Source organism: Actinoalloteichus fjordicus, from assembly GCF_001941625.1.
In the GTDB taxonomy this organism is placed as follows: domain Bacteria; phylum Actinomycetota; class Actinomycetes; order Mycobacteriales; family Pseudonocardiaceae; genus Actinoalloteichus_A; species Actinoalloteichus_A fjordicus.
This window is the reverse complement of record NZ_CP016076.1, coordinates 708,057-731,863: the sequence shown is the minus strand read 5'-3', so window position 1 is coordinate 731,863 and position 23,807 is coordinate 708,057. Positions and strand designations below refer to the sequence as shown.

The 23,807-nt window shown below is 70.4% G+C and carries 25 protein-coding genes; 11 read left to right on the top strand and 14 right to left on the bottom strand.

From position 1 onward, the window contains the following. Window positions 1–20: 20 nt before the first annotated feature. The gene (gene metG / locus UA74_RS03435) at window positions 21–1,814 is read right to left on the bottom strand and encodes a methionine--tRNA ligase (RefSeq protein WP_075763783.1); all 1,794 of its coding nucleotides are present in this window, start codon (window positions 1,812–1,814) and stop codon (window positions 21–23) included. Window positions 1,815–1,904: 90 nt separating this feature from the next. On the opposite strand from metG, the gene UA74_RS03430 reads away from it, so the two are divergent. Together UA74_RS03430 and UA74_RS03425 are read left to right on the top strand one after the other, a co-directional pair. Beyond that, window positions 1,905–2,045, top strand: coding sequence for a hypothetical protein (locus UA74_RS03430; RefSeq protein ID WP_157433971.1), 141 nt, complete (start codon window positions 1,905–1,907; stop codon window positions 2,043–2,045). Between the two features lie 232 nt (window positions 2,046–2,277). Then, window positions 2,278–3,582, top strand: a complete 1,305-nt coding sequence (locus UA74_RS03425; RefSeq protein WP_075743359.1) for an aminodeoxychorismate synthase component I — start codon at window positions 2,278–2,280, stop codon at window positions 3,580–3,582. A gap of 109 nt (window positions 3,583–3,691) precedes the next feature. Here the strand turns inward: UA74_RS03425 and rsmI are convergent, their stop codons facing one another. Further along, a complete protein-coding gene (gene rsmI / locus UA74_RS03420) occupies window positions 3,692–4,546 on the bottom strand; it encodes a 16S rRNA (cytidine(1402)-2'-O)-methyltransferase (protein WP_075738834.1) in 855 nt (284 codons plus the stop codon). A 36-nt stretch (window positions 4,547–4,582) separates the two neighbouring features. Between rsmI and UA74_RS03415 the strand changes: the two genes are divergently transcribed. Then, window positions 4,583–6,196, top strand: a complete 1,614-nt coding sequence (locus UA74_RS03415) for a dolichyl-phosphate-mannose--protein mannosyltransferase (protein WP_075743358.1) — start codon at window positions 4,583–4,585, stop codon at window positions 6,194–6,196. 65 nt (window positions 6,197–6,261) lie between these two features. Here the strand turns inward: UA74_RS03415 and UA74_RS03410 are convergent, their stop codons facing one another. The 3 genes from UA74_RS03410 to UA74_RS03400 are packed head-to-tail and all read right to left on the bottom strand — an operon-like array spanning window position 6,262 to window position 9,428. After that, entirely contained in the window at window positions 6,262–6,918 is a 657-nt protein-coding gene (locus tag UA74_RS03410) for a response regulator (RefSeq protein WP_075738832.1), read from the bottom strand. Next, window positions 6,915–8,192 carry a sensor histidine kinase gene (locus tag UA74_RS03405; RefSeq protein WP_075738830.1) on the bottom strand — a complete coding sequence of 426 codons (1,278 nt, stop codon included), beginning with the start codon at window positions 8,190–8,192 and terminating at the stop codon, window positions 6,915–6,917. Before UA74_RS03405 ends, UA74_RS03410 begins: the two co-directional genes overlap by 4 nt. Before the next feature lie 12 nt (window positions 8,193–8,204). Continuing rightward, the gene (locus UA74_RS03400; RefSeq protein WP_075743357.1) at window positions 8,205–9,428 is read right to left on the bottom strand and encodes a DUF418 domain-containing protein; all 1,224 of its coding nucleotides are present in this window, start codon (window positions 9,426–9,428) and stop codon (window positions 8,205–8,207) included. 377 nt (window positions 9,429–9,805) lie between these two features. Between UA74_RS03400 and UA74_RS03395 the strand changes: the two genes are divergently transcribed. Together UA74_RS03395 and UA74_RS03390 are read left to right on the top strand one after the other, a co-directional pair. Continuing rightward, complete coding sequence (locus UA74_RS03395; protein ID WP_075738828.1) at window positions 9,806–11,089, top strand: alpha/beta fold hydrolase; 1,284 nt, start codon at window positions 9,806–9,808, stop codon at window positions 11,087–11,089. A gap of 175 nt (window positions 11,090–11,264) precedes the next feature. Next, complete coding sequence (locus tag UA74_RS03390) at window positions 11,265–11,930, top strand: NAD(P)-dependent oxidoreductase (protein WP_318533284.1); 666 nt, start codon at window positions 11,265–11,267, stop codon at window positions 11,928–11,930. 30 nt (window positions 11,931–11,960) lie between these two features. On the opposite strand, the gene UA74_RS03385 is transcribed toward UA74_RS03390, so the two are convergent. From UA74_RS03385 to UA74_RS03370, 4 genes are all read right to left on the bottom strand, one after another. After that, entirely contained in the window at window positions 11,961–12,485 is a 525-nt protein-coding gene (locus tag UA74_RS03385) for an imine reductase family protein (RefSeq protein WP_075738824.1), read from the bottom strand. Window positions 12,486–12,933: 448 nt separating this feature from the next. Then, the gene (locus UA74_RS34230; protein ID WP_404799983.1) at window positions 12,934–13,083 is read right to left on the bottom strand and encodes a TetR/AcrR family transcriptional regulator; all 150 of its coding nucleotides are present in this window, start codon (window positions 13,081–13,083) and stop codon (window positions 12,934–12,936) included. A gap of 349 nt (window positions 13,084–13,432) precedes the next feature. Next, window positions 13,433–14,515 (bottom strand): saccharopine dehydrogenase NADP-binding domain-containing protein, encoded by a 1,083-nt coding sequence (locus tag UA74_RS03375; RefSeq protein WP_157433970.1) that lies wholly within the window; start codon window positions 14,513–14,515, stop codon window positions 13,433–13,435. Beyond that, window positions 14,446–15,075, bottom strand: coding sequence for a hypothetical protein (locus tag UA74_RS03370; RefSeq protein WP_198042911.1), 630 nt, complete (start codon window positions 15,073–15,075; stop codon window positions 14,446–14,448). The genes UA74_RS03375 and UA74_RS03370 overlap by 70 nt, the downstream gene beginning before the upstream one ends. 63 nt (window positions 15,076–15,138) lie before the next feature. On the opposite strand from UA74_RS03370, the gene UA74_RS03365 reads away from it, so the two are divergent. Continuing rightward, a complete protein-coding gene (locus UA74_RS03365; protein WP_198042910.1) occupies window positions 15,139–15,735 on the top strand; it encodes a TetR/AcrR family transcriptional regulator in 597 nt (198 codons plus the stop codon). 240 nt (window positions 15,736–15,975) lie between these two features. Here the strand turns inward: UA74_RS03365 and UA74_RS03360 are convergent, their stop codons facing one another. Next, window positions 15,976–16,374, bottom strand: a complete 399-nt coding sequence (locus tag UA74_RS03360) for an SRPBCC family protein (protein ID WP_075738816.1) — start codon at window positions 16,372–16,374, stop codon at window positions 15,976–15,978. A 21-nt stretch (window positions 16,375–16,395) separates the two neighbouring features. Here UA74_RS03360 and UA74_RS03355 point away from each other — a divergent pair, with 21 nt between their 5' ends. Together UA74_RS03355 and UA74_RS03350 are read left to right on the top strand one after the other, a co-directional pair. Then, window positions 16,396–16,959, top strand: a complete 564-nt coding sequence (locus UA74_RS03355; RefSeq protein ID WP_075738814.1) for a CGNR zinc finger domain-containing protein — start codon at window positions 16,396–16,398, stop codon at window positions 16,957–16,959. Between the two features lie 17 nt (window positions 16,960–16,976). Then, window positions 16,977–17,360: a RidA family protein gene (locus UA74_RS03350; protein ID WP_075738812.1), complete on the top strand. Its 384-nt coding sequence runs from the start codon at window positions 16,977–16,979 to the stop codon at window positions 17,358–17,360. A gap of 127 nt (window positions 17,361–17,487) precedes the next feature. Here UA74_RS03350 and UA74_RS03345 read toward each other — a convergent pair whose 3' ends face one another. Both UA74_RS03345 and UA74_RS03340 read right to left on the bottom strand, forming a co-directional pair. Further along, window positions 17,488–17,925, bottom strand: a complete 438-nt coding sequence (locus UA74_RS03345) for a VOC family protein (RefSeq protein WP_075738810.1) — start codon at window positions 17,923–17,925, stop codon at window positions 17,488–17,490. 1 nt (window position 17,926) lies between these two features. Continuing rightward, window positions 17,927–18,499, bottom strand: a complete 573-nt coding sequence (locus tag UA74_RS03340; protein ID WP_075738808.1) for a DinB family protein — start codon at window positions 18,497–18,499, stop codon at window positions 17,927–17,929. Between the two features lie 62 nt (window positions 18,500–18,561). Between UA74_RS03340 and UA74_RS03335 the strand changes: the two genes are divergently transcribed. Beyond that, window positions 18,562–19,566: a helix-turn-helix transcriptional regulator gene (locus UA74_RS03335; RefSeq protein ID WP_198042909.1), complete on the top strand. Its 1,005-nt coding sequence runs from the start codon at window positions 18,562–18,564 to the stop codon at window positions 19,564–19,566. A 350-nt stretch (window positions 19,567–19,916) separates the two neighbouring features. On the opposite strand, the gene UA74_RS03330 is transcribed toward UA74_RS03335, so the two are convergent. Next, on the bottom strand, window positions 19,917–20,837 hold the full coding sequence (locus UA74_RS03330; protein ID WP_075738804.1) for a LysR family transcriptional regulator: 921 nt from the start codon (window positions 20,835–20,837) through the stop codon (window positions 19,917–19,919). A 105-nt stretch (window positions 20,838–20,942) separates the two neighbouring features. Between UA74_RS03330 and UA74_RS03325 the strand changes: the two genes are divergently transcribed. After that, complete coding sequence (locus UA74_RS03325; protein WP_075738802.1) at window positions 20,943–21,815, top strand: aldo/keto reductase; 873 nt, start codon at window positions 20,943–20,945, stop codon at window positions 21,813–21,815. A 56-nt stretch (window positions 21,816–21,871) separates the two neighbouring features. Further along, window positions 21,872–22,807 carry an aldo/keto reductase gene (locus UA74_RS03320; protein ID WP_075738800.1) on the top strand — a complete coding sequence of 312 codons (936 nt, stop codon included), beginning with the start codon at window positions 21,872–21,874 and terminating at the stop codon, window positions 22,805–22,807. A gap of 253 nt (window positions 22,808–23,060) precedes the next feature. On the opposite strand, the gene UA74_RS03315 is transcribed toward UA74_RS03320, so the two are convergent. Beyond that, window positions 23,061–23,735 (bottom strand): hemerythrin domain-containing protein, encoded by a 675-nt coding sequence (locus tag UA74_RS03315; protein WP_075738798.1) that lies wholly within the window; start codon window positions 23,733–23,735, stop codon window positions 23,061–23,063. Window positions 23,736–23,807 lie beyond the last annotated feature (72 nt).

The following is a 23,807-nucleotide window of genomic DNA, read 5'->3' as shown; positions in this document are numbered from 1 at the left end:
CGGCGAGTTCGTCGAGCGGCTCATTTCTGGATCGGCGCCCATTCCGGCCCCGTCTCGCCCAGTTCCGGATCGAGCTTGGCGAACAACGGCGTCGGCTTCGCCAGCGGACGGCCGACCTCGATCGGCACCGACTTCCACGCGGCCTGATCCTGCGTGTAGTCGCCGGTGAGGATCGGGTACTCGCGCGTCGGGTCGTCGAGGTCGGTGACCTCGCGCAGTTCCGGCTGCGAGGCCCAGACGCCCGTCCCGCCGAGCAGCTCGTGCACCTTCTGCGCGGAGTGCGGCAGGAACGGCGTCAGCAGCGTGTTGGCGTCCTGAACGACCTGAAGCGCGGTGTGCAGGATCGTGTCCCGCCGCTCCGGGTCGTCCTTGCGCTTCCACGGCTCCTGGTCGGAGATGTACTTGTTGGCCGCGCCGACCACCCGCATCGCCTCGGCGGCGCCGGCGCGGAACCGCGAGCGACTCAGGTGCCCGCCAACCACGTCGAAGGCCGCGCGGGCCTGCGCCTTCAGCTCCTCGTCCGCCTGCTGCACGGCGCGGGGCTCCGGAACGGCGCCCACGTTCTTCGCCGCCATGGACACGGCCCGGTTGACCAGGTTGCCCCACTCGTTGGCCAGCTCGAAGTTGGTGCGCCGGACGAACTCCTCCCAGGTGAAGTCGACGTCCTGGGTCTCCGGTCCCGCCGCCGCGATGAAGTACCGCAGCGCGTCGGGACCGAACTGCCGGACGAAGTCCCGCAGATAGATGACGGTGCCGCGCGAGCTGGAGAACTTCGAGCCGCTCATGGTGAGGAACTCACTGGAGGCGATCTCGGTCGGCAGGTTCAGCGTGCCGTAGGTGCCCGGCTCGCCGCCCTTGTCACCTGCCCCGTTCTGGCCGAGCAGCAGCGCGGGCCAGATCTGGGCGTGGAAGGTGATGTTGTCCTTGCCCATGAAGTGCACGATCTGCGCGGCCGGGTCCTGCCACCACTGCTTCCAGGCGTTCTCGTCGCCGGACCGGCGGGCCCACTCGACGCTGGAGGAGAAGTAGCCGATCACTGCGTCGAACCAGACGTAGAACCGCTTGAGCGGCTGGTCGCGCCAGCCGTCGAGCGGGATCGGCACGCCCCAGTCCAGGTCGCGGCTGATCGGCCGAGGACGCATGTCGTCCACCAGGTTGCGGGTGAAGTTCAGGACGTTGGGGCGCCAGTCGGTCTTGGTGGCCAGCCAGTCGCCCAAGGTGTGACCGAATGCGGGCAGGTCGAGGAAGAGGTGCTCGGTCTCGACGAACTTCGGCGTCTCGCCGTTGATCCGCGAGACCGGCCGGATCAGGTCGGCCGCGTCGAGCTGGTTGCCGCAGTTGTCGCACTGGTCGCCTCGGGCGCCGTCGTAGCCGCAGATCGGGCAGGTGCCCTCGACGTAGCGGTCCGGCAGTGTGCGGCCGGTCGACGGGCTGATCGCGCCGGTGGTCGTCCTGGGCAGGATGTAGCCGTTGCGGTACAACGCCAGGAAGAACTCCTGCACCACGTGACAATGGTTGCGGGTCGTCGTCCGCGTGTACATGTCGTAGGTGACGCCGAGGTCACGCAGGTCTTCGCTGATGACTCGGTGGTACTTGTCGGCGGTCTGCTGCGGGGTGAGGCCCTCCTTGTCGGCCTGCACCAGGATCGGCGTGCCGTGCTCGTCGGTCCCCGAGACCATCAGCACCCGGTTGCCCGCCATTCGCTGGTAGCGCGAGAAGACGTCGGAGGGGACACCGATACCGGAGACGTGACCGATGTGGCGGGGGCCGTTGGCATACGGCCACGCCACCGCGGTCAACACGGGGGCACTCATGCGTCAAAGACTACGAACAGCCTCGATCGCACCGCCATCGGGTTGCGCGCCGGGCCGAAGGCGACCTGCGGTGCCCGGCATGATGACGCCGTGTCTGCCACCCGGTTGTTGATGCTCGGCCTGGTCCGGTCGTTCGGCCGCACCAACGGTTACCAGGTTCGTCAGGAGCTGCACGGCCTGCGAGCGTCGTCCGTCGATCTCCCGGCGTCGACCCGACCAGCCATGTACTGAGCGCCGCGCCTCTCGCGGAGTGGGAACGGCGAGGGATGCATCTCTGAGCACCGGGAGCTGGCGGGGGTCGGCCTGCTGTTCCTCGCCCGGTGGTTCGGCACCCGAGTGTTCCGCCGCAGCACGAACTTCAGCCGGGCCGCCGCAGGCACGACGACGCTCGTCCACGAGCCGGGCCCGCCTCCGTCGACCGGGTTGTGCGGGAGATCCACTCCGCGTCGGGTTGGATCGGCCCATGCGGACGCACCGCACCCGGCTGGGTGCAGTCGATGTGTCACCCGAACGGATGCTGCGCAGGCTGGCCGCGCGGGCCAGGGCGCGAGGGCTGCCCGACCCCGCCGCCCTGATCGGCGACTGGTTCGGCTCGGCGGCCGTCCTGGTGCCCTCGGTGCGGCCCGTCCCGCTGTCGACGGCAGACCCGGCGGCGCTGCTGCCCGCGATGCCCGCAGACATCGATCGGCACGGGGCCGACGACGGAGTGATCGGCGGCGGCCTCATCGGCCGGATCGATCACCCCGTTCGGCCCGGTCTGAGCCCGCAGGCCGCCTGGGGCTGGACGGCTGAAGTCCTCCGGCACGACGACGGCGGCTGGTGGTCCGAGGCGCTGATCGGCGACGCACCACACGGGATCACCGAAACGGCGGCGCAGGCGGCGGCCCAGGAGTTCGAAGCGTTACTGCACGCCGACGATCCGCCGCCGTCACACCGCAGGGTCGGCGAGCTGCGGACGCCGGACGCGGCCCGACATCGCAAGGCCGTGGCCGCCTGCATCGAGGCGATCGCAGCAGGCGAGATCTTCCAGGCCAACATCTGCAGCCGCTTCTCGCTCGACTTCCACGGCGACCCGATCGACCTGTTCGTCCAGGGCACCTCGACCCTGCATCCCGCCAGAGCGGCCTTCCTGACCGACGGCGACGCAGGCTCGGCGATCTCCTTCTCCCCCGAGCTGTTCCTCGCCAGGCGCGGCGACCAGGCACGATCGGCCCCGATCAAGGGCACGCTGCCCCGGCGCGGCCCCGCCGACGAGGTGAACGCGGCGCGGCTGCGGGCCTCGACGAAGGACGTCGCCGAGAACGTGATGATCGTCGATTTGGTCCGCAACGACCTCGGTCGGGTCGCCAGCGCGGGCGGCGTGCGGGTGCCGGAACTGCTCGCGGTCCAGCCGCATCCGGGGGTGTGGCATCTGGTCTCCACCGTCACCGCGGCACTGCGAGCGGGGCTGAGTCACGCCGAGCTGCTCGCCGCGACCTTTCCGCCCGGCTCAGTGACCGGCACGCCGAAGATCCGTGCGCTGGAGGTCATCGACGAGCTGGAGGCCGAGCCGCGCGGCCTGCACTGCGGGGCGGTCGGCCTGATCTCACCGGTGGCGGGCCTGGAACTGAACGTCGCCATCCGGACCTTCGAGCATCGGCTGGGACCGCGCGGCGGGGAGCTGGTGCTCGGCGTCGGCGGCGGCATCACCTCGGACTCCGACCCGGACGCCGAGTGGGCGGAGTGTCTGACCAAGGCCGCGCCGCTGCTGGCCCTGCTGGGGCGCTGAGCAGGCCGGTGTCCACCGCCGAGCACGGTGCCCGGCGCCCGGCACCGACCCCGCGCCGGGTCCGCCGGACGCCGCCCCGGAACAGCACGGCCCACCCGACGCCACCGGCTCACCGTCCGGTGGACCGGCTCCGCAACACCGTGTCGTACAGCTCCTTGCGCCCGACGCCGCCAGCCGCCGCGACCACCGAGACGGCGTCCTTGAGCCGTTCGCCCTCGGCCACCCGGCTCTCCACCTCGGCGACCAGGGCCGCCGGGTCCGTCTCGACCGCCTCGGCGCCCGCCAGCACGACGGTGATCTCACCCCGCACTCCGTCGGCGGCCCAGGCGCTCAGCTCGGCGAGGTCGCCCCGGCGGACCTCCTCGTAGGTCTTGGTCAGCTCCCGACACACCGCGGCCTGCCTGCCGCCGCCGAGCACCTCGGCCGCTGCGGCGAGGGTCGCGGCCAGCCGGTGCGGCGCCTCGAAGAACACGACGGTCCGTCGCTCGGTGACCAGGTCGGCGAACCAGCGGCGCCGTTCGCCCGGTTTACGGGGCGGGAAGCCCTCGAAGGCGAACCGGTCCGACGGCAGGCCGGAGACGGCAAGCGCGGTGGTCACCGCCGAGGGCCCCGGCAGGCAGGTGACCGGCAGGTCGGCCGCCACACACGCCGCGACCAGTCGGAATCCCGGGTCGGACACGCTCGGCATGCCGGCGTCGGTCACCAGCAGCACCGTCTGGCCCTCCCGGATCGCCTCGATCAGCCCGGGCGCACGGGAGGCCTCCACCGCGTCGTAACAGCTCACGACCCGGCCGCCGACGGTGACGCCGAGCGAGGCGGCGAGCTGCCGCAGTCGCCGCGTGTCCTCGGCGGCGATCACCTCGGCCTCGGCCAGCGCCGTTCGCAGCCGAGGAGAGGCGTCGTCCAGGTTTCCCAGCGGGGTGGCGGCGAGCATCAACCGACCCGATCCAGATGTCTCACCCATTCGGACAAGCCTACGATCAGCGCCGTGAGCGTCTTGATGCCGGACACCGACATCGACCGCCCGGCCGCGACCGACGGTGTCGACGACGGGGGTGAGGGTCCCCCGAAGGAGGGGCCGGACGAGCAGGAGCGCCCGGACGAGAGACGATCCACCGACCCTCTTCGGCGGTTGATGAGCCCGCTCCCGACTGATCGGCTGCGCGGCTGGATCGTCACGCTCACCCTCGCCTTGATCGGCGGGATCGTCCGGTTCTGGAACCTGGGGCACCCGACGGACCACGGCACGCCGGTCTTCGACGAGAAGCACTACGTGCCCCATGCCTGGCAGATGCTGCGCAACGGCGGTTACGAGGACAACCCCGGGTACCGGTTGATCGTTCATCCGCCGCTCGGCAAGCAGTTCATCGCCATCGGCGAGTGGATGTTCGGCTACAACGGCTGGGGCTGGCGCTTCGCCGCCGCCGCCGCCGGAACGATCTCGGTGCTGCTGATCGTGCGCATCGCCCGCAGACTCACCCGATCGACCCTGCTGGGCGCCGTCGCAGGCATCCTGCTGATCTGCGACGGCGTCATGCACGTGCAGTCCAGGATGGGGATGCTCGACATCTTCCAAGCCGTGCTCGTGCTCGCCGCCTTCGGCGCGCTGCTGGTCGACCGCGACCAGATGCGGGAACGGCTGATGCGGGTGGTCCGCGAGGGCCGCATCGAGGACAGTCGCTTCGGCCCGAGGCTGGGCTTCCGCTGGTGGCGGGTGGGGGCGGCGGTGCTGCTCGGCCTCGCCTGCGGCGTCAAGTGGTCCGGCGCCTACTACCTGGTCGCCTTCGCCGTCGTCTCGGTTCTCTGGGACTACTCCGCCCGGCGCGCGGCAGGCATCCGGGGGCCGTTCCGGGCGACCGCGCTGCGGGATCTCCCCGCCGCGCTCTGGACCTTCATCGCGCTGCCGATCGGCGCCTACCTGGCCACCTGGTGGGCCTGGTTCACCAGCGAGACCGGCCTGGACCGCCACGCCGTCGGGCAGGACGTCGGCACCGAGTCCGCCTTCTGGTTCGTCCCCGACGCGCTGCGGGCACTGTGGTTCTACAGCGCCAGCGTCCTGGACTTCCACAATGAGCTGATCACCGACAGCTCCGATCCGCATCCCTGGGAGTCCAAGCCGTGGACCTGGCCGATGGGCCTGCGTCCGATGCTCTACTACTACGAGTCGGGCGAGGGCGCGGCTGGCTGCGGCCAGTCCGACTGCGTCGGGGCCGTCATGCTCATCGGCACTCCGGCCATCTACTGGCTGGCGCTGCCGGTCCTCGGGTGGGCGCTGTGGCGGGCGCTGGGCAGGTTCGACTGGCGGTACACCGCCGTCCTGGTCGGCTACGCGGCAGGCTGGCTCCCCTGGTTCATGAACCTCGACCGCCAGATGTACTTCTTCTACGTCACGCCGATGGCGCCGTTCCTGGTGCTGGGCCTGACCCTGATCCTCGGCGAGATCCTCGGCCGCGCCAGAGCGGGTGCCGAACGACGCGGCACCGGGCTGCTGGTCGTCGGGCTGTATCTGGGGCTGGTGGTGGCGAACTTCCTCTGGCTGTGGCCGATCCTCAACGGCGACTCGATCACGCCCTGGCGCTGGAACGCCGAACTCTGGCTGCCCTCCTGGCGCTGACGCGGGCGGGGCAGGCGGCGAGCCCGCCCACCCGTGCGGGGTTCGACCCGGCTGGTGCCTGGCGTCTAGTCCGCGCCGTCCACGTCGGTCAGCCAGCCCCGCCGATAGGCGGCGGCGACGGCCGCAGCGCGATCGGCGACGCCGAGCTTGGCGTAGAGCCGGGTGAGATGGGTCTTCACCGTGGCCTCCGAGATACGCAGGGCACGGCTGATCTGCTGATTGCCCCGGCCGTCGGCCACCAGGGCCAGGATCTCCCGCTCCCGAGGGCTCGGCGCGGACTCGGTGTCCCTGCCCTGACGGAACGCGGTCACCAGCAGCGCGGCCACCGGGGGCGCCAGCACCGACTCCCCTCGGCTGGTCGCCCGGATGGCCGCGAAGAGTTCCTGGCGCGTCGAGTCCTTGAGCAGGTAGCTCGTCGCGCCCCGCGCCATCGCCGTCGTGACGTCGGCTGCCGAGCCGAAGGTGCTCAGCACCATGATCGGCAGCGTCGGGTCGTGGTCGTGCAGCAGGCCGATCAGCTCGATGCCGTCGCCGCCGGGCATCCGCAGATCGGTGATCACCAGGTCAGGGCGCGACGCGGTCACGGCGGCGAGTGCGGCCCGAGCGTCAGAGGCCTCGCCCGCGAGCGCGAGATCCGGCTGGGTGTCGATCAGGCCGCCGAGCCCGTCCCGGACGATCGGATGATCGTCGACGAGCAGGACGCGGATGACCGGCCCCGTCATGCGCCTGCCCCGTTCGTCGCGCTGCCAGGCCGCAGCGGGATCGTCGCGTTGATCATCGTGCCCTCCCCCGGTCTGGACTCCACGGCGAGGCTGCCCTGGACCGCCTCCACCCGATCACGCATCGCCTGCAGGCCGTGGCCGCCCGATTCGGACGGCGACCCGAGGTCGTCGAGCGCGAAGCCGACGCCGTCGTCGACGACGTCCACCGCGACGAGGTCGCCGAGATAGGACAGGGTCACGGTGACCTCGGTGGCCGCCGCGTGCCGCTCGATGTTGGCCAGCGACTCCTGCGTCGCCCGCAACAGCGCCCGCTCGACGGCGGGGTCCGCGGGCTCGTGCTCCCCGGTGATGCGCAACCGCGCGGCGCCCCCGGTGCGAACCTGCCACTCGTCCAGCACCGCCTGGACCGCTTCGACGAGCGGCGCCTGGGCCAGCGGCCCCGGCCGCAGCCCGTTCACCGACCGCCTCGCCTCCACGAGGCTGGAGCGGGCCAGGCCCAGCGCGGAACCGATGCGGCGTCGCGCCGGGTGCTCCTCGCCCAACAGCTCCTCCGCGATCTCCAGCTGGGTGGTGATCCCGGCCAGCCCCTGCGCCAGCGTGTCGTGCAGTTCGCCCGCCATCCGCGCCCGTTCCGCTGTCACGGCCGACTCCCGCTCGCGATCAAGCATCCGCGTCCGCAACCGGTCCTGCTCCTCTGCCGCCGTCCGCAGGTCGACCAGGGCGCCCGCCAGATCTTCCGTCGCCTGCCGCCGCAGCTCGGCCTCGGACTCCAGCCGTCGGATCGCCCAGCCGATGCCGCCTGCGACGAGGGAGGTGCCTGCCGTCTGCCCGATCGTCGCGGCCTCGGGCGGCAGCCCGCCGAGGAGACCGGTCAGCGTCGCTCCCGTGAGCAGCACGCCGACGTACGCCCACCGGCCCGGCAGCGCGACGAAGGCCATCGGATAGGCCCCGGCCGTCAACAGCAGGAATGCCGGGTGCATCGTGCTCAGCAGAGCACTGAGCCCCAGCAGGCCTGCGAAGTAGACGGCCATCGGCCCGAGTCGCTGTTCCGGCCACTGCGGATGCAGGCTGAGGAACCACAGATGCCAGCCCAGCAAGCCGAGGACCAGTCCGAGCAGGATCAGCGGCTCGCCGTGCAGCCGGTCGGGGTCGAGCAGCGCCAGCGCCGTGACCGCCGCGATGATCACGTAGAGCATGCGTTCCCAGCCTCGGTTCCATCGGCGTTGGAACTGCGATGCGGCCGTCGTGACCGGCGTGTCGTCCTCTTCCGCCACGGTGCGAGTCTCTCACTTAGCCCCGTAGGAGAGTCGCCGCAGCAGCGCGTCCGCCGGGCCGGGTCGCCGACGTCGGTCGAGCCACGAGGCGAGCACCAGCGACACGAGCCAGGTGGCCACCGCCAACGCGAGGGCGCCTGCCGAGCCGAACACCGCGCCGAGGCCGAAGGTCGTGGGCGCCAGCACGATCATGAAGACCATCGAGGAGAACAGGTACCCGCTCAGCGACCGCCGCCCGAGCGCGGTGAGCGCACCCGCCATCCCCGAGGGGGTCGCCGACAGTCGCAGGCTCACCAGCGCGATCAGTGCCAGGTATCCCACGGCGGCCGCCACCCCGCTGAGCGAGTGCAGCAGGGAGAAGCCGAGCACCAGCAGGGGCGAGTCGACCTGGATGAACTGTCCGACTATCAGACCGCTGGGCAGCCCGCCGAGCAGGCCGAACGGCACGAGGACGGCGGCGACCCGCCGAAGCAGCACGCGATACCTGCCGGGCTCTTCGAGGACGCGCCTGCGGGCGGCCACGACGCCCAGCAACGCGGTGGCGAGCACCGGCAGCAGTCCGAACGGAGTCAGCAGCCAGTCCACGAATCGCACTGGCAGTACTTCGGCCCAGGAATCGACTTCGAAGGACAAGAAGTAGCTTCGGCCCTCGCCTCCGCTGGAATACGAGTAGACCAGGCCCTGCACCGCGCACGAGATGACCAGCCACACCGAGGCCAGGCGCAGCAGCGCACGATCGCTCCTGTTGATCAGCACGAGCAGCAGGAAGCCGAGCACGCCGTAGAGGCCGAGGATGTCACCGGGGAAGAACAGCACGGCATGGATCAGGCCGAAGCCGATCAATGCGGTACTGCGCCGCCGGAGGATGGATCTGGACCGGGTCTCGGCGGTGCCTCGGGCGGCGTTGCGCTGAATCATCTGCACGATGCCGTAGCCGAACAGCAGGGCGAACAGCGGATAGGCCCTGGCATCGACGGCGGTGACCACCAGGGTGCTGACCATCCGATCGAGCAGGCTCTCCTCGATGATGTGCTGCCGATGACCGTAGGGCCGGTCGTACAGGAAGACCGCCGCGTTGGCGATGCCGATGAGCACGAGCATCAGCCCTCGGGCGAGATCCGGGGCGAGGACGCGCTGCGCGGAGGAGACCGGCGCGGCCCGGACGGCTGCGTCGTCGGCACGTGCGTCGTCGGCGCGTGCAGGCTCGGCGCCGGTGGTGACACGGTGATTGGTCATGATCGTCACGTTAGGAATCCGCGTGGATACCGCCCAGTCGTCCGATGCGCTGACCCGTTCACCACCCGACCGGCGAGGACGCTGTCATCCGATCGGATGACAGCCGCGGTCCCCCTCGGACCGAGCGGGACCGGCCGGCCGTCCGAGGTCTGTGGTTCGACGCACGGCGGGGTCGGCGGCAGGCCGCCCGCGCGCCGAGGTCCGGTGGCCGCACGTGCCGGTGGCCGCGATTCCCGACGCCGCAGGCTGCCGCACCGCTGGGGCGGCCGGGACGCCGTAGCGTGCGAGTCCGTGGAGATCGATTCGCCGCCCACGTCGCATCGTGCCGTCGCATCGTGACCGCCTGGCACCGTGACCGATCACGACTCGGGAGAACCATGACGATCAGCTATCGAAGCCCCGGCATCGCCTGCGTCGATCACAGCATCGAGGTTCCGCTGGACCACGATGATCCGACGGGCGAGGAGATTTCGGTGTTCGGCCGCGAGGTCGTCGCCTCGGGCAACGAGAATGCGGACCTGCCGTGGCTGCTGTTCCTCCAAGGCGGTCCCGGCGGCAAGGCCACTCGGCCCGCGCCCGCGGCGACCTGGCTCCGCCGGGCGCTGCGCGAGTACCGGGTGCTGCTGCTCGATCAGCGGGGCACCGGGCGCAGCACCCCGGCCAACCGGCAGACGCTCGCCCGTTTCGACTCCGGGGATCAGGTCGCCGACTACCTGCGCCACTTTCGGGCGGACTCGATCGTGCGGGACGCCGAGGCGTTCCGCCGACATCTGATCGGCGATCGGCCGTGGAGCGTGCTGGGCCAGAGCTTCGGCGGCTTCTGCACCCTGACCTATCTGTCGATCGCTCCCGAGGGCCTGGCCGCCGCGTTCGTCACGGGCGGCCTCGTCGGTCTGGACGCCGGGCCCGACGAGGTCTACCGCGCGCTGTATCCGAGGGTGCTGCGCAAGAACACGGAGTACTTCGCGCGGTATCCGCAGGACGAGTCGATCGTCAGGTCGGTGTTCGACCACCTCGCCGAGCACGAGGTTCTGCTGCCGACCGGGGAACGCCTCACCCCGCGTCGCTTTCAGACCCTCGGGATCGAGTTCGGCAAGACCAGCACCTTCGACCGGTTGCACTACCTGCTGGAGGAGGCATTCGTGGCCTCCCCCGGCGGCCGCGACCTCTCCGACACCTTCCGGCACGGCGTGAACGACAGTGTCTCCTTCGCGACGGACCCGCTCTACGCGCTGTTGCACGAGTCGATCTACTGCCAGGGCGGCGCATCGCTCTGGTCGGCCCATCGCCTCCGGCGGGAGTTCCCGGAGTTCGATCTCGACGAGGGCTCCTCGGTGCGCTTCACCGGGGAGATGATCTATCCCTGGATGTTCGAGGAGGACCCCGCGCTGGTGCCGCTGCGGGCGGCGGCCGAGGCGCTGGCGGCCAGGACGGACTGGCCGAGCCTCTACGACCACGACACGCTCAGCCACAACACGGTTCCGGTGGCCGCCGCCGTCTACCACGACGACATGTACGTAGACCGCGAGCTGTCCTTGCAGACGGCGGAGCAGGTCAAGGGCCTGCGCACCTGGGTCACCAACGAGCACGAGCACGACGGTCTGCGGATGGACCCCGGCGTGCTCGACCGACTGATCGCCATGACGCGCGGGGAGGCCTGAGCATCCCGGCCCGTGGCGGTTCCCTGCGTCGGGTACACCACCTGCGGGCGGGAGGCCGCGACGTGGGCCGGTCCGCCCGGGGCGCACGGCGTCGCAGCAGCCACGGCGGTTCGACGACCGCCGAGTGAACGTCGACGGTTTGACAGGTGAGTGTTCACTCACCCAAACTGGGTGAGTGAACACTCACCAACCACAGACCGCGCCCATGAAGATCACGGTCCTCGGCGCGACCGGCGGCACGGGACTGGAGGTCGTCGGCCAGGCATGTGCGGCGGGCCATGACGTCATCGCCGTCGTCCGAGACCCGGCCGGGATCACGCTCGTCCACCCGAGGCTGACCGTCGTCCGGGCCGACGCCATGGATACGGCGGCGCTGCGGCCCGCAGTCGCGGGGCGCGACGCCGTCGTGTCCACGCTCGGCAGCCGGGCAGGCCGCGCGCCGACCACGGTCTGCACGGACGGCATCACCGCCGCCATCACCGCAATGCGGGCCGAGGGCGTGCGGCGACTCGTGGCGGTCAGCGCCAGCGGACTGGCCACCGAAGGAGACGACCTGCTGACCCGGGTCCTCGCCAAGCCGATCCTGCAACGAGTCCTCCGCCATACCTTCGCCGACATGACGGCCATGGAGGAGGTCATGCGCGCCACCCCGGACCTGGACTGGACGATCATCCGTCCGCCGATGCTGACCAACGGGCCGCGCTCCGAGCCCTACCGCAGCGCGGTCGATCGCAACGTCCCACGGGGCTACCGGATCTCCAGGGCGAACCTCGCCGACTGCATCCTGCGCTGCCTGTCCGAGCGGGCGCCGCTCGCGGCCTCGGTCGCGATCGCGAGCTGATCGCAGGCCCGCCCGCAGCGATGCGCGGCCTCAGGCCTCGGCCGACGGCCTGCGAAGGACCTCGACCAGGGCGGCGAAACTCTCCCTGCCGCGCCCCTCGGCGATGCCGTCCGAGGTCAGGGACTCGATCAGCCTCGGCAGCCGGGTGTCGAGGCCCCGCTCCCGGCTCGCCTGGACGAGCTGGCCCATCAGCGGGAAGTCGAGTTCGAGCCATTCCTCGTCGCCGGGGTAGCTGCGGGCGTCGATCTGCCCGGCGTAGTCCTCGATGACGTCGACGACCGTCGTGGCGAGCCAGCGGGTCAGCAGGGGCGTCACCGTCGTCGCCGGGACGCCCGAGCTGCCGAGCAGGACGGCGGTGTTCAGGAACCCGAGCAGCGTGGACCAGGCGAAGCCGAGCATCGCCACGTCGTACAGCGAGGCGGTGCCCGCCGCAGGCCCGAGATCGGAGGCGCTCCCGAATCCGGCGAGCACCGCCGACCGACTTTCGAACACCTCGGCGGAGCCGCTGTAGACCAGGACCGTGGCCGGGTCGCCGACGTGCTCGGGACGAGCCATGAGCGCTCCGTCGAGATACCGAGCGCCCAGGGTCGCGAAGCGCTCGGCGGCCCGATTCGCCTCCTCGCTCGTTCGGCCTGCACGTCATCGGCCGACGAGACGCGAAGTCCGCCGTACTGCTTCAGCGCCCCGACCACGATGGTCGTCGACACCGAGACCGCCGCCGCCCGCGAGAATCGCCCGTCGGCGGCGGCACGAGCGAGCCCCTCGATGACACCGAGGACCCCGGTGACCACAGCATGCCCGCGCGGCCCGGACAACGACACGAACGGTGCGAGCGTCCGGCGGACCCCTCGAGGTAGAAGTCCTGCGACCGCCGCTGGAAGTCTCGAGTCTCGGCGCTGGCCGCGAGCGCAGCGCTCACTGCCGCGCACTCCGGCCCCGCCGAGGGCACTCCGTCCACGTAGGCGGCGCTCAACACCGAGACCACGTCGGTCACCGAGCCCGATCAAGCAGGCAACGCCGCCCGGATCGCGGGCCCGATCTGCTCGTCGTACTGCTGATACAGGGCCATGAGCAGCCCCTCGCGCGTCGTGAAGTGGTCGTAGGCGATCGGCCGGGAGACACCGGCCCGCTCGGCGAGCCTGCGGAGCGTCAGGGCGTTGGCCCCCCGACGCGGATGATCTCCGACGCCGTCGTGAGCAGCTGTAGCCGCCGCTCGTCCCTGGTCAGCCTCGTGGCACTCATGCGACGCGGAGTCCTCTTCCTCGAAGTCGTCGCCCTCACACCGGAGCAGCCTGCGGCGGCTCGGTGAGAGAGACCGTCGGCCAGGCTAGACCGACACAGACGACGGCAGCTGCGCGGCAAACGGCGCACCCGGTCGGGTGACCGCTCGCCTGCGGCAGGATCACCGGGCGGAAGGAGAGCCTGCGTCGTCCGGCCGACTCGACGCGCGCGGAGAGCCCCGGGCGGCCGTCTCGTCCTGCCCTCGTCGAGAGACGAGGCCCTCAGCCTCCGCGCACCGTCACGAGCCCGTCCCGCATCGCCGCAAGCACCTCGTCCAGCGTCGTGAGTGCGAAGGGGACACCCGCTCCGGTGATCTTCCGGCGCACGGCAAGCATGCTCAGCGCAACGGCAACCCCTGCCGTGGCACCGTAGTCGGACAGGGCGGAGAGGGTGACCACCTGCTCCGCCGGTCGGCCCGCGAGTGCGCCCCGCCCCAGGACCCGCAGCTCCACGTTCTCGGGAATGTCCGGATCATGCCTGGTCAGACGTGCTATCTGTGAAGCGAAGCGGGGTAGGGCCCGCACGGCGACCAGCGTCGCCACGACCGCGTCGAATGTCCGGCTGTTCCAGCGGGTCCAGTAATCGACACGGGCAGGCCCGAGAGCCGACGTCATGATGCTGCGCTCCGGGTGTTCGATCAGCCGCGACCCGGGCTCCGCGTGCGAACCACGCAGGAAGCCTCGGACGACGGACGTCCCTCGACGCACCGGAGTCGAGACGATCCTCAACATGTCGGTGGTGCCCGCGCGGCCGACCCGCGCGTTGGTGTGTTGTCGAAAGAAGACGTCGACGCTCTCGATCGTGTCGAGGCCGCCGACCACCTCCCGTACCAAGAGACCGGAAAGCCCAGGGAAGAGCCCCGCCATGGCGACAGCGGCGAGCCCGGCATCCACTGCCTGGCGGTCCATGGCTCGCACCTGCTCCGCGACATCGGCCCCGACCCCCACATCGACACTGTGGACACCGAGGTCAAGGCAGACCTGTTGGACGAGCGGCGCGTCCTGAGCGACCGCGACGATCACCACATCCGCCCCATCGGCCACCCGCCGGATCGACGCCGGGTCGCGCACGTCGAGCGGAACCGAGCGGGCGGGTGGGCCGAGATCCCTCGCAAGTCCTGCCGCACCGCCCACCCGGCGGGTGCCGATGAGCAGTTCGGCATCGGGTGACACGGACCTGACCTCGGAGCAGATTCGCTGGCCGAGGACTCCGGTGCCGCCCGCCACCACGACCTTCATGCGTCCCCCTTCACCGGCGAGCATCGCCGCCTGCTCGACGTCTCGGATCGCTTGCTCGGCACCCACGGCACGAGGTGACCGAGAAGCAGCTTGATCACCAGCAGCGGCGCGATCCAGGACAGTTCGGCGGGCACGCCGGTGGCCGTCGCGACCGCGACGAGCGGGAGGATCACCGAGCAGGCCGCGAACGCCACCGGCCGTCGCAGTGCCTCGTTCACGAGGAGGATCAGCGCAGCGGCCAGCAGGATCACCGAATACAGCAACACCGCCACAGCCCAGGAATAGTCCGGGAACATCAGGGCCACACCGAGAAGGTGGAGGTGCGCCGCGACGAATCCCCATCGTCGAACGCGGGAGGACTGCGCACCGTGAAACCGTCTCGACGCCGCAGCCGTGGCATTGACGACGGCACCGCCGAACAGGTCGAAGCCCAGGAGCACGAGTAACACGAGCTGCAGCGGAGTCGACTCCGATACCGCGCCGGCGACCAGCCCGAAGGCAGCGCCGACGAGTGCGGCACCGTAGCTCAGCCACGCTTCAACGCTGGACGCTCCCGGCGCAACCAGGACCGCGTTCATCCTGGCGAGCGGGGACCCGCGTCCCGGCTCCACAGACACGGCAGGCACCACACGCTCCTCTCCATGCCGCCACCGTCGCGCGGCAGTGAACGCGAAGTTACCATGGTGAATATGTATTCACCAGAGGACAGGACCGCGAGGGCGATCATCCGCGACGTCGCCGTCGAGCTGTTCGGGGAGAACGGCCCCGACGCCGTTCCGCTTCGTCTCATCGCCGAGCGAAGCGGTGTGTCACAGCCGCTCATCATCAAGCACTACGGCTCCCGAGACGGCTTGATCGCTGCCGTCGACGAGCACGTCATCGGACTGGTCCGCAACGCCCTGCACGCCACGGTGCTCGAACAGTCCGTGCAGGTTCGATCAATAGTCGAGATTCTGGGCGGCTCGGCCGTCACGAGATACCTGTCGCGCCTGTTGACCGGCGACGGGCCCCGTGCCCGCGAGGCGTATGCGGACCTGAGCGACTTCAGCAGACAGGTCGTAGCGCGCCTCGACGAGGCGGGCGCGATCGCGGCAGGCGTCAATCGAGAGCAGCTGGCGGCCGTCCTGCTCGCCCACGATCTGTCGCTGGTCCTCTTGCGCAACCGGATCGGCGAGACCCTGGGCGCGGATCCGCTCAGCGACGCGGGCCTGACGAAGTGGGCGGGCACGGTCAATGCGCTCTACGGCGGAGCCGCCCTTCTCGCCGACAAGGGCGGGCGGGCCTGAGTGCACGGCAGACAGGCGATCTGGAGAGCCGTGGCCCACAGAGCGCAGCGATCGCAGTAACGCGCAGCCATGGCTGCCATCGGAGCAGCTTGAGACGATGGACATCCGGCGTCCGCACCGAGCCAGCCGAACGGAGACAGTGCCGTCAAGGACATGAGCGAGGACTACGACGTGACGGATTCAGGCGCCGCAGGTCTGGCCGTCGGGCTCGAGGCCGCGACTGCCGGGGTTCCTCGCGAGTCAGCGCACGGCTAGCTGTTCGACGATTCGGCCGAGGACTGCCCGCCAGTGGATCAGCAGGCTGGCACGGTCCTGAGCGCTGCGGAGGCGTTCCTGATGGATGGCGATCGTCGTACCGGACACCGCCCGTTGGAGGGTGAGCTGCAACGTCGAATCGTGCGCCCAGCCCGTCGGCTGCCAGGTCAGCCTGAGCCGCACTCCCTCGCTTCGGCTGCGCAGCTGTCCTCGGGTGCCGTCGGCGGTCTCGTACCACTCGCCCGTGGCCCCGAGGACGGTCTCGCCCAGCCAGACGACAAGGCCCTCGCGAGTCAGGTAATCCCAGACCACGTCAGACGGAACCGGGACGGTACGGCGCACGCCGAGCTGCCATCCTGCGTCCTTCGTCAACCCCGTCGGCATGCAACCAGTTATAGTGGTTACATGAGTACCGGTCAATGGCTCACCCCGCCCGACGGAGCGCGGTGGTTCTTTGACTCCGGGTCACTCGCCTTGGACTTCGGCTACACGGGCGACTACGGCTACGGGGTCCCCGATTGGGAACTTCTGCATCACCCGAAAGACCTGCACACCTGGCTCGACGAGCGCTTCGGCCCGCTGTCGTCCGACCCGACTGACGACGACCTCACCGCTGCCCTGCGATTACGGACGTCGATCAGCAGGATCGCCACGGCCCTGGCTGACGGACAGCGGCCCGTACCCGAGGACATCGACGCCGTCAACACCGCTTCCCGAACGCCCGCGCCAGTCCCACATCTCGACGGAGGCACCACGACAGCGCCCCGCCCCGATCCTCCTGCGGCACTGTCCGGTGTCGCGCGTGATGCCATCGCAGTCTTCGGCGAGGGCAGTAAGCGAATCCGCCGCTGCGGCGCCGACGACTGTGCCCTGATCTTCTACGACGCCTCCCGGCCGGGTACTCGCCGTTGGTGCTCGATGCGCCGCTGCGGCAACCGCACCAAGGTCCGAAACCACCGATCGCAGTGAGAAGGTAGAGACACCCGATGCCGCTCACGCACCTCAACCCCGCCGGACTCCACACCTCTCCGGCCTTCTCCCAGGGCATCATCACCGAAGCCGGGCGCACCGTCTACGTAGGCGGGCAGAACGGTACCGATGCCCACGGAACGATCACCGGCGGAGTCTTCGAGCAGACCGCCCAGGCGCTGCGGAACGTCCTCGCCGTCCTGGACGCCGCAGGCGCCACTCCGGAACACGTCGCGAAGCTCACGATCTACCTCCACGCCGATGCCGACGTCAACGCCGGATTCGCCGCTTCTCAAGAAGTCTGGGGGCAGCATCCCACCGCCATCACCGTGCTCCGCGTAGCGGGCTTCGCGCTCCCCGACGCGCTCGTCGAGATCGACGCGATCGCAACGCTGCCCTGATCCTCGACGAACGAGCATAGAGCCGCGGCCGCCATCTGTGGGCAGGCAGACCCGCAGATGGCGGTCACAGCAGCTCTCCCGCCCCATGGCCTACCGGCGTGCCGTGCTGACCGACCCGCTGCGCAGCTCAGTCGAGGCAGAACTCGTTGCCCTCCGGGTCGGCCATCACGATGTACCCCGCTTCCAGCGGGGGTGCGGGCTCCTGCCTGCGCAGCCGGGCGGCGCCGTGAGAGACGAGCCGTTCCGCCGCCACCTCCAGCGCCGCCATCCGTGCCTCGCCCTCAAGTCCTGGCGCGCTTCGCACATCAAGGTGCAGGCGGTTCTTGACCTGTTTTCCTTCCGGAACCCGCTGGAAGAACAGCCGAGGCCCGGAACCCTCGGGGTCGATCACCGCCGAGCGGTCATTGCGTTTCTCGGGCGGCACGCCGAACGCATCCAGCGCCTGGTCCCACGACTCGAAGCCCGCAGGCGGGTCCTGCAGCCGGTAGCCGAGGGCCTCGGCCCAGAAGGCCGCGAGTGCGGCCGGGTCGGCACAGTCGAAGGTGATCTGGACTTCGCGAGCCATCTCAGTTCGTCTCCTGTCGGGTGTGCAGGTAGAGGTCACGGAGCAGACACACCTCGGCGAGATGGTGGATCAGCTCACGGTTGATGTGCAGGACCAGGCGGGCCAGCGAATCTGCGTGGAATGCTCCCTCCGCTTCGCCGCAGGGCCGCGCGAGGCCGCTCTCCCCGAGCGACTCGACGCCGGCGAGCCAGGTGGCGTACTCCGCGTCGAGCTGGGCCAACGCCTCCGCTGCGGTCGGGGCGTACTCGAACGACTGGTAGTCGGTGGGCTCGCGGCCGAAGTGCGCCGCGTTGCGCACCGCGAGCACGCCGACGATCACGTGCCCGAGCCGCCAGGCGATCGTCGCGAAGGGCGGCGGTGACGGCTCCGGAATCGCGAAGTCGATGGTCATCGCACCGGACCCGACCTGTAGCGGAGCCGATCCGGTGCCGCGCGGACGCACGTTCCAGCAGTCGGCTGCCGGCTCCCAGAAGTACTCGTCGTCGGTGAGTCCGGCGAGCCGATGACGCAGCTGATTCGTCCAGTGCCAGTCGGTCTGGTCTCGGAGCAGGAAGTTGAAGGGCAGATCCGTCATGCTGACACCTTCCCGCAGATAGCGGACAGGATCGTTCCGTGATTCGTGAAACGATGCGCGATGTGACCGTTGAGGCGACCACCGAACGGGTGCTACGGCTGCTGGCGCTGCTCCAGCGGCGGACGTCCTGGACCGCCGCCGAGCTGGCCGCCGACCTGGCGGTCACCGATCGCTCGGTGCGCCGCGACGTGGAGCGGCTGCGCGCGGTCGGCTACCCCGTCCACGCGATCTCGGGCGTCGGCGGCGGCTACCAGCTCGGCGCAGGCACCCGCCTGCCGCCGCTGCTCTTCGACGACGAAGAGGCGATCGCGATGGCGGTCTCCCTCCGCATGGCGTCAGGCGGCACGGTCGCAGGCGCGGGCGAGGCGGCGCTGCGGGCGCTGGCGAAGCTCGACCAGGTGATGCCGCCCCGGTTGCGCGCCGAGGTCCGCGCGGTACACGGCGCCACCGAGACCCTCACCGGCCCCGGCGTCGAGATCGACGCCGACCTGCTGGTGACGCTGGCACGGGCCTGCCGCGACGCCATGCGGGTGCGGTTCCGGTACGCGGGCCGCGACGGCGCGGCGGGCGAACGCACGGTGGAGCCGGTGCGGATGGTCGCCACCGGCCGTCGCTGGTACCTGATGGCCTGGGACGTCGACCGCGACGACTGGCGCACCTTCCGGCTGGATCGAATGAGCGAGGTGGCCGGGACGACCTGGCGCTTTCGGCCGAGGGAGCATCCCGATCCCGTCGCCTACGTGCAGCGGTCCGTGACGGCGGCGCCGTACCGATACGTCGCCCGCGTGCGGGTGCACGCCGAGCCCGACCGGGTGCGGGAACTGGTGCCGCCGCAGGTGGCTCGGGTCGAAGACGATCGCGCGGGATGGTGCCTGCTCGTGGTCGGCGGCGACGACCTGGACTGGTTGATCATGCACGTCGCCCGGCTCGGGTTCGAGGCGGAGATACTGGACCCCCCGGAGCTGCGGGAGGCCGCCGCGCTGCTCGCCCGCCGCATCGCGGCGATGACCGGGCCCGGTTCGGACGCCGGGGACGCCGTCCCGAACGTCGCGCCTCGCGACGACTAGACCCGTTGCGGTCTCCCGGCCGTTCGCCGCGCACCCTGCCGAGCAGGCCCGGGATGCAGACGTCTGGCTGAACCTCGGCGAGCCGCTGATCAGCGGTGCAGCCGCCGAACGTCGCATCCGGTGGCGCTCGTCTCCGGCACCACGATCAGGACACGCCTCGACGTAGCTCTCGCCCATGGCTCGACGTGAACGGTGCTGACGGCCCGGAGGACCGGCGCGACGGCCCCGGGTACGGGTGCCCCAACCTAGCGGCGCCAGGCTCGATCAAGCAGTTGTTCACCCGGCCGTCCTTCGCCGGTCTGGGCAGGCGCACCGTGTCGTCGGATGCCCCGCCGATGCCCGCCAGGAGGCTACGAACCGGGGGCGGTGTTCGTCGACTCGGTCTCGTTCGTCGCGGCCAGATCTCCATCGACCAGCTCGAGCAGCTGAGCGGCCGAGGCCTCGGCCTGCTGCGCCGTGATCGCGGAGACGATCCACTGTGGAGTCGAGGCGGGCGGCAGCCGGATCGTCGTCAGTCCGACGGCCTCGGGCTTCGCCGCGACATGCCTCGGCACGAGGGCGATGCCGAGCCCGCGACGGATCAGGTCGAGCAGGGTGTGGATGTCGTCGACGGTGCACCGCACTCGCCTGCCGACACCGTGCGCCGAGCAGGCCGCCTCGTTGAGCGATCGCACGCCCCACGACTCCCGGAAGTCGATGAACTCGCGGTCGCGCAACTCCGCCCACTCGACGTGGGTGCGGACCGCGAGCGGATGCTCGGGCGGGGTCAGCAGCACGACCGCGCGCCTCCCCAACTCGACGGGGCTGACCGTCGCCAGATGCTCCGTCGTCGCGACGAAGGCGACGTCGAGCTCACCGGCACGGATCTGTGTGACGAGGTCGTGGGACCCGGCCTGGGTGAAGTGGATGTCGACGAGCGGGTACCGACGGTGGAACCGTTCGAGCAGCGGCGGGACGTCGACGACGCCGAGGCACTGCTCGGCTCCGACCCGGAGTCGGCCCGAGAGCGCGTGAGTCGCGCGGATGACCGCGTCACGCCCGGCCGCGACCTGGGCGAGCATCGTCCGAGCGAACGGCAGCAGAGCGAGACCGGCGTCGGTCGGCGCGACCCGACGCGTGGTGCGGGTGAACAACGGCGTCCCGAGTTCGGCCTCGAGGTTGCGGATGCCCGCCGAGAGTCCGGACTGCGAGACCCGGCAGACCGCCGCAGCGCGCGTGAACTGCTGCTCGTCGGCGAGCGCGATGAGGTACTCCATCTGACGGAGGTCCATTAATCGATCCCAGTTCTCAATCTCATCAGAATTAGTTGTTGGACTTCTGTCAGCAGGCTACCTACCGTCGAATGCAGACGATCATTCGAGCGGAGAGGCTCACTCGTGCAGCAACGCACCCTGGGAAACCGCACCGTCGGCGCGATCGGGCTCGGCGGGATGCCGATGTCGATCGAGGACAGGCCCGAGGAGACCCGGTCGGTCTCGGCCGTCCACGCCGCCCTCGACGCAGGCGTCACCCTCGTCGACACGGCCGACGCCTATCACCTGCACGCAGGCGAGGTCGGCCACAACGAAGAGCTGATCGCCAGCGCCCTGCGGTCCTACGGCGGGAACACCGACGACGTGCTGGTGGCCACGAAGGGCGGTCATCTGCGTCCCGGCGACGGATCGTGGACCCACGACGGCCGTCCCGAATACCTCAAGCGCGCGGCCAAGGCCTCGGCCCTGCGGCTCGGCGTCGAGGCGATCGGTCTCTACCAGTTCCATCGCCCGGACACCGAGGTGCCCTACGCCGACTCGATCGGCGCCCTGCGTGACCTGCTCGACGAGGGCGTGATCGCCCAGGCAGGCATCTCGAACGCGACCATCGCCCAGATCGACGAGGCCAACGAGGTGCTCGGCGGGCGGCTCGTCTCCGTGCAGAACCAGTTCTCCCCTGCCTTCCGCTCCAGCCTCGACGAACTCCGGCACTGCGCCTCCCTGGGCATCGCCTTCCTCCCGTGGTCGCCGTTGGGCGGCATCCGCAAGGCGGGTGAGGTCGGCGCCCTGCACGCGCCGTTCCAGCGCGTCGCCGAAGCCCACGGCGTGAGCCCGCAGCAGGTCGCGTTGGCCTGGGAGCTGTCGCTCGCCCCGGTCGTGATCCCCATCCCGGGGTCCTCCCGCCCGGCGAGCATCCAGGACTCGGCGCGAGCGGTCGAACTCGAACTCACCGCCGACGAGCTGGCCGAGCTGTCAGAGCCGTCGAGCGCAGGCTGATCTCCCCCTGTCCAGCGCCCCAGCGCGGCCCGTGGCGGGCCGCTGAGAGGACACCTGTGAAGACCTTCACCCTGCCGGGAACCGACATCGTCGCGCCGAACATCGTGCTCGGCCTCATGCGCATCGCCGACAAGACCGACGACGAGGTGCGCGAGCTCATGCGCACCGCGCGTGACACGGGCATCGACTTCGTCGACCACGCCGACGTCTACGGCCACGAGCAGCACGGCTGCGAGCGCCGCTTCGCGGAGGCCATGGCCCTGACGCCCTCGCAGCGCGACGCCGTCACCATCCAGACCAAGACCGGCATCGTCCGGGAGGGGCCGTACTTCGACTTCTCCTACGACCACATCGTCAAGTCGGTCGAGGGCTCCCTCGCCGCGCTGCGCACCGACCGCATCGACATCCTGCTGCTGCACCGGCCGGACGCGTTAGTCGAGCCTGCCGAGGTCGCACGTGCCTTCGACGAGCTGGAGTCCGCAGGCAAGGTACGTGCCTTCGGCGTCTCGAACCACACTCCGCGCCAGATCGACCTGCTGCGCAAGCACGTGCGGCAGCCGATCGTCGCCAACCAGCTCCAGCTGTCCATCACGCACGCGCCGCTCATCGCCCAGGGCGTCGCGGCGAACATGCTCGCGGAGCAGCAGTCGGTCACGCTCGACGGCGGCGGCATCGTCGACTACTGCCGGATGCACGACATCACGGTCCAGGCGTGGTCGCCGTTCCAGGCGGGCTTCTTCACCGGGGTCTTCCTCGGCTCGCCCGAGTACCCGGAGCTCAACGCCGTCATCGATCGTCTGGCCAAGCAGTACGACGTGCCACCCATCGCGATCGCGACCGCCTGGATCACCCGGCATCCGGCCCAGATGCAGGTCGTGCTCGGCACGACCAACCCGGAGCGGGTCGCGGGCGCCGCCCGGGGCTCGGACATCCCGCTCACCCGCGCCGAGTGGTATGAGCTCTTCCGCGCGGCGGGGCATCTCGTGCCGTAGCGGAATGGCGGAGCCCCGACCCGAGAGTTCAGCCGAGGAACGCTGCGAATCTCGTCGATCATCGTCTGCGGCTGCTCCTCTGGGACGTGGTGGCCGCGGTCGGCGACCTCGATCACGCGTACGTCGGTCCCCTTGGCGGGCAGGATGTCGCGAAGGACGGCGTGGTTGCCCTGGACACCGCCCAAGGCGAGGATCGGCACCCGACAACGTGGTGATCACAGCCGCAGCTCACGGGTGAGCGAGTGGTCGAGGATCAGCGATCTGACCCCCGGCTCGCGGCGGCCAGGCGCTCACGGTGGTTGCGATAGAGCCGGGTCCCGAGCGGGCGACCGGCATGCCAGACGACGGCGGGGACGGCGGCACGCAGAAGCCGGGCCTGCTCCTCGCTCGCCCCGTGCAGGGCCATGCCCAGCATCAGCAGACGCCGCACGAAGGTCACCTTGCCGAAGGACGCCTCGACGGTCGCCTTCCACTCGCGTTCGGTCAGGTGGCGATCGATGAGCGGCAGGATCCGCTGCTCCTCCAACGCCAGATGCTCGTACAGCGGGGGCAACAGCCGCTCCGCGACGGCGGCGACGGCATCCCGGTCGCCGGCGTCGGCGGAGGCCCGCCAACGCCTGCCGCCTGCGGCGAGCGCTTTCAGCTCGTCGTCGATGAAGGCGTGCTGCCGGTCCATCGTCTCGATGAGGGGCGCGACGTCGTCGGGGCAACGCTCCCGCAGCCGGGGCCACACATGGTCGTCCTCGCTGGTGTGATGGGCGTGCAGGAAGTCGACCATCATCAGGACGTGGCCTGCAACGACGGCGGTGCCCTCCGCGTCACCCGCCTGCACGCCTGCGATCAACACGGGCATGGCACCGAACTGCCGCCGCATGGCGTCGTGCGCGCCGATCATGTCGCGGCTGTCGGCCATCTTCTCGTTGTGCATGGGAGCAGCTTCGCGGCCGTGCCTTTCACACCGCCTACAACACGGATACGGCGCGGCCGCCGCGTCATTTGG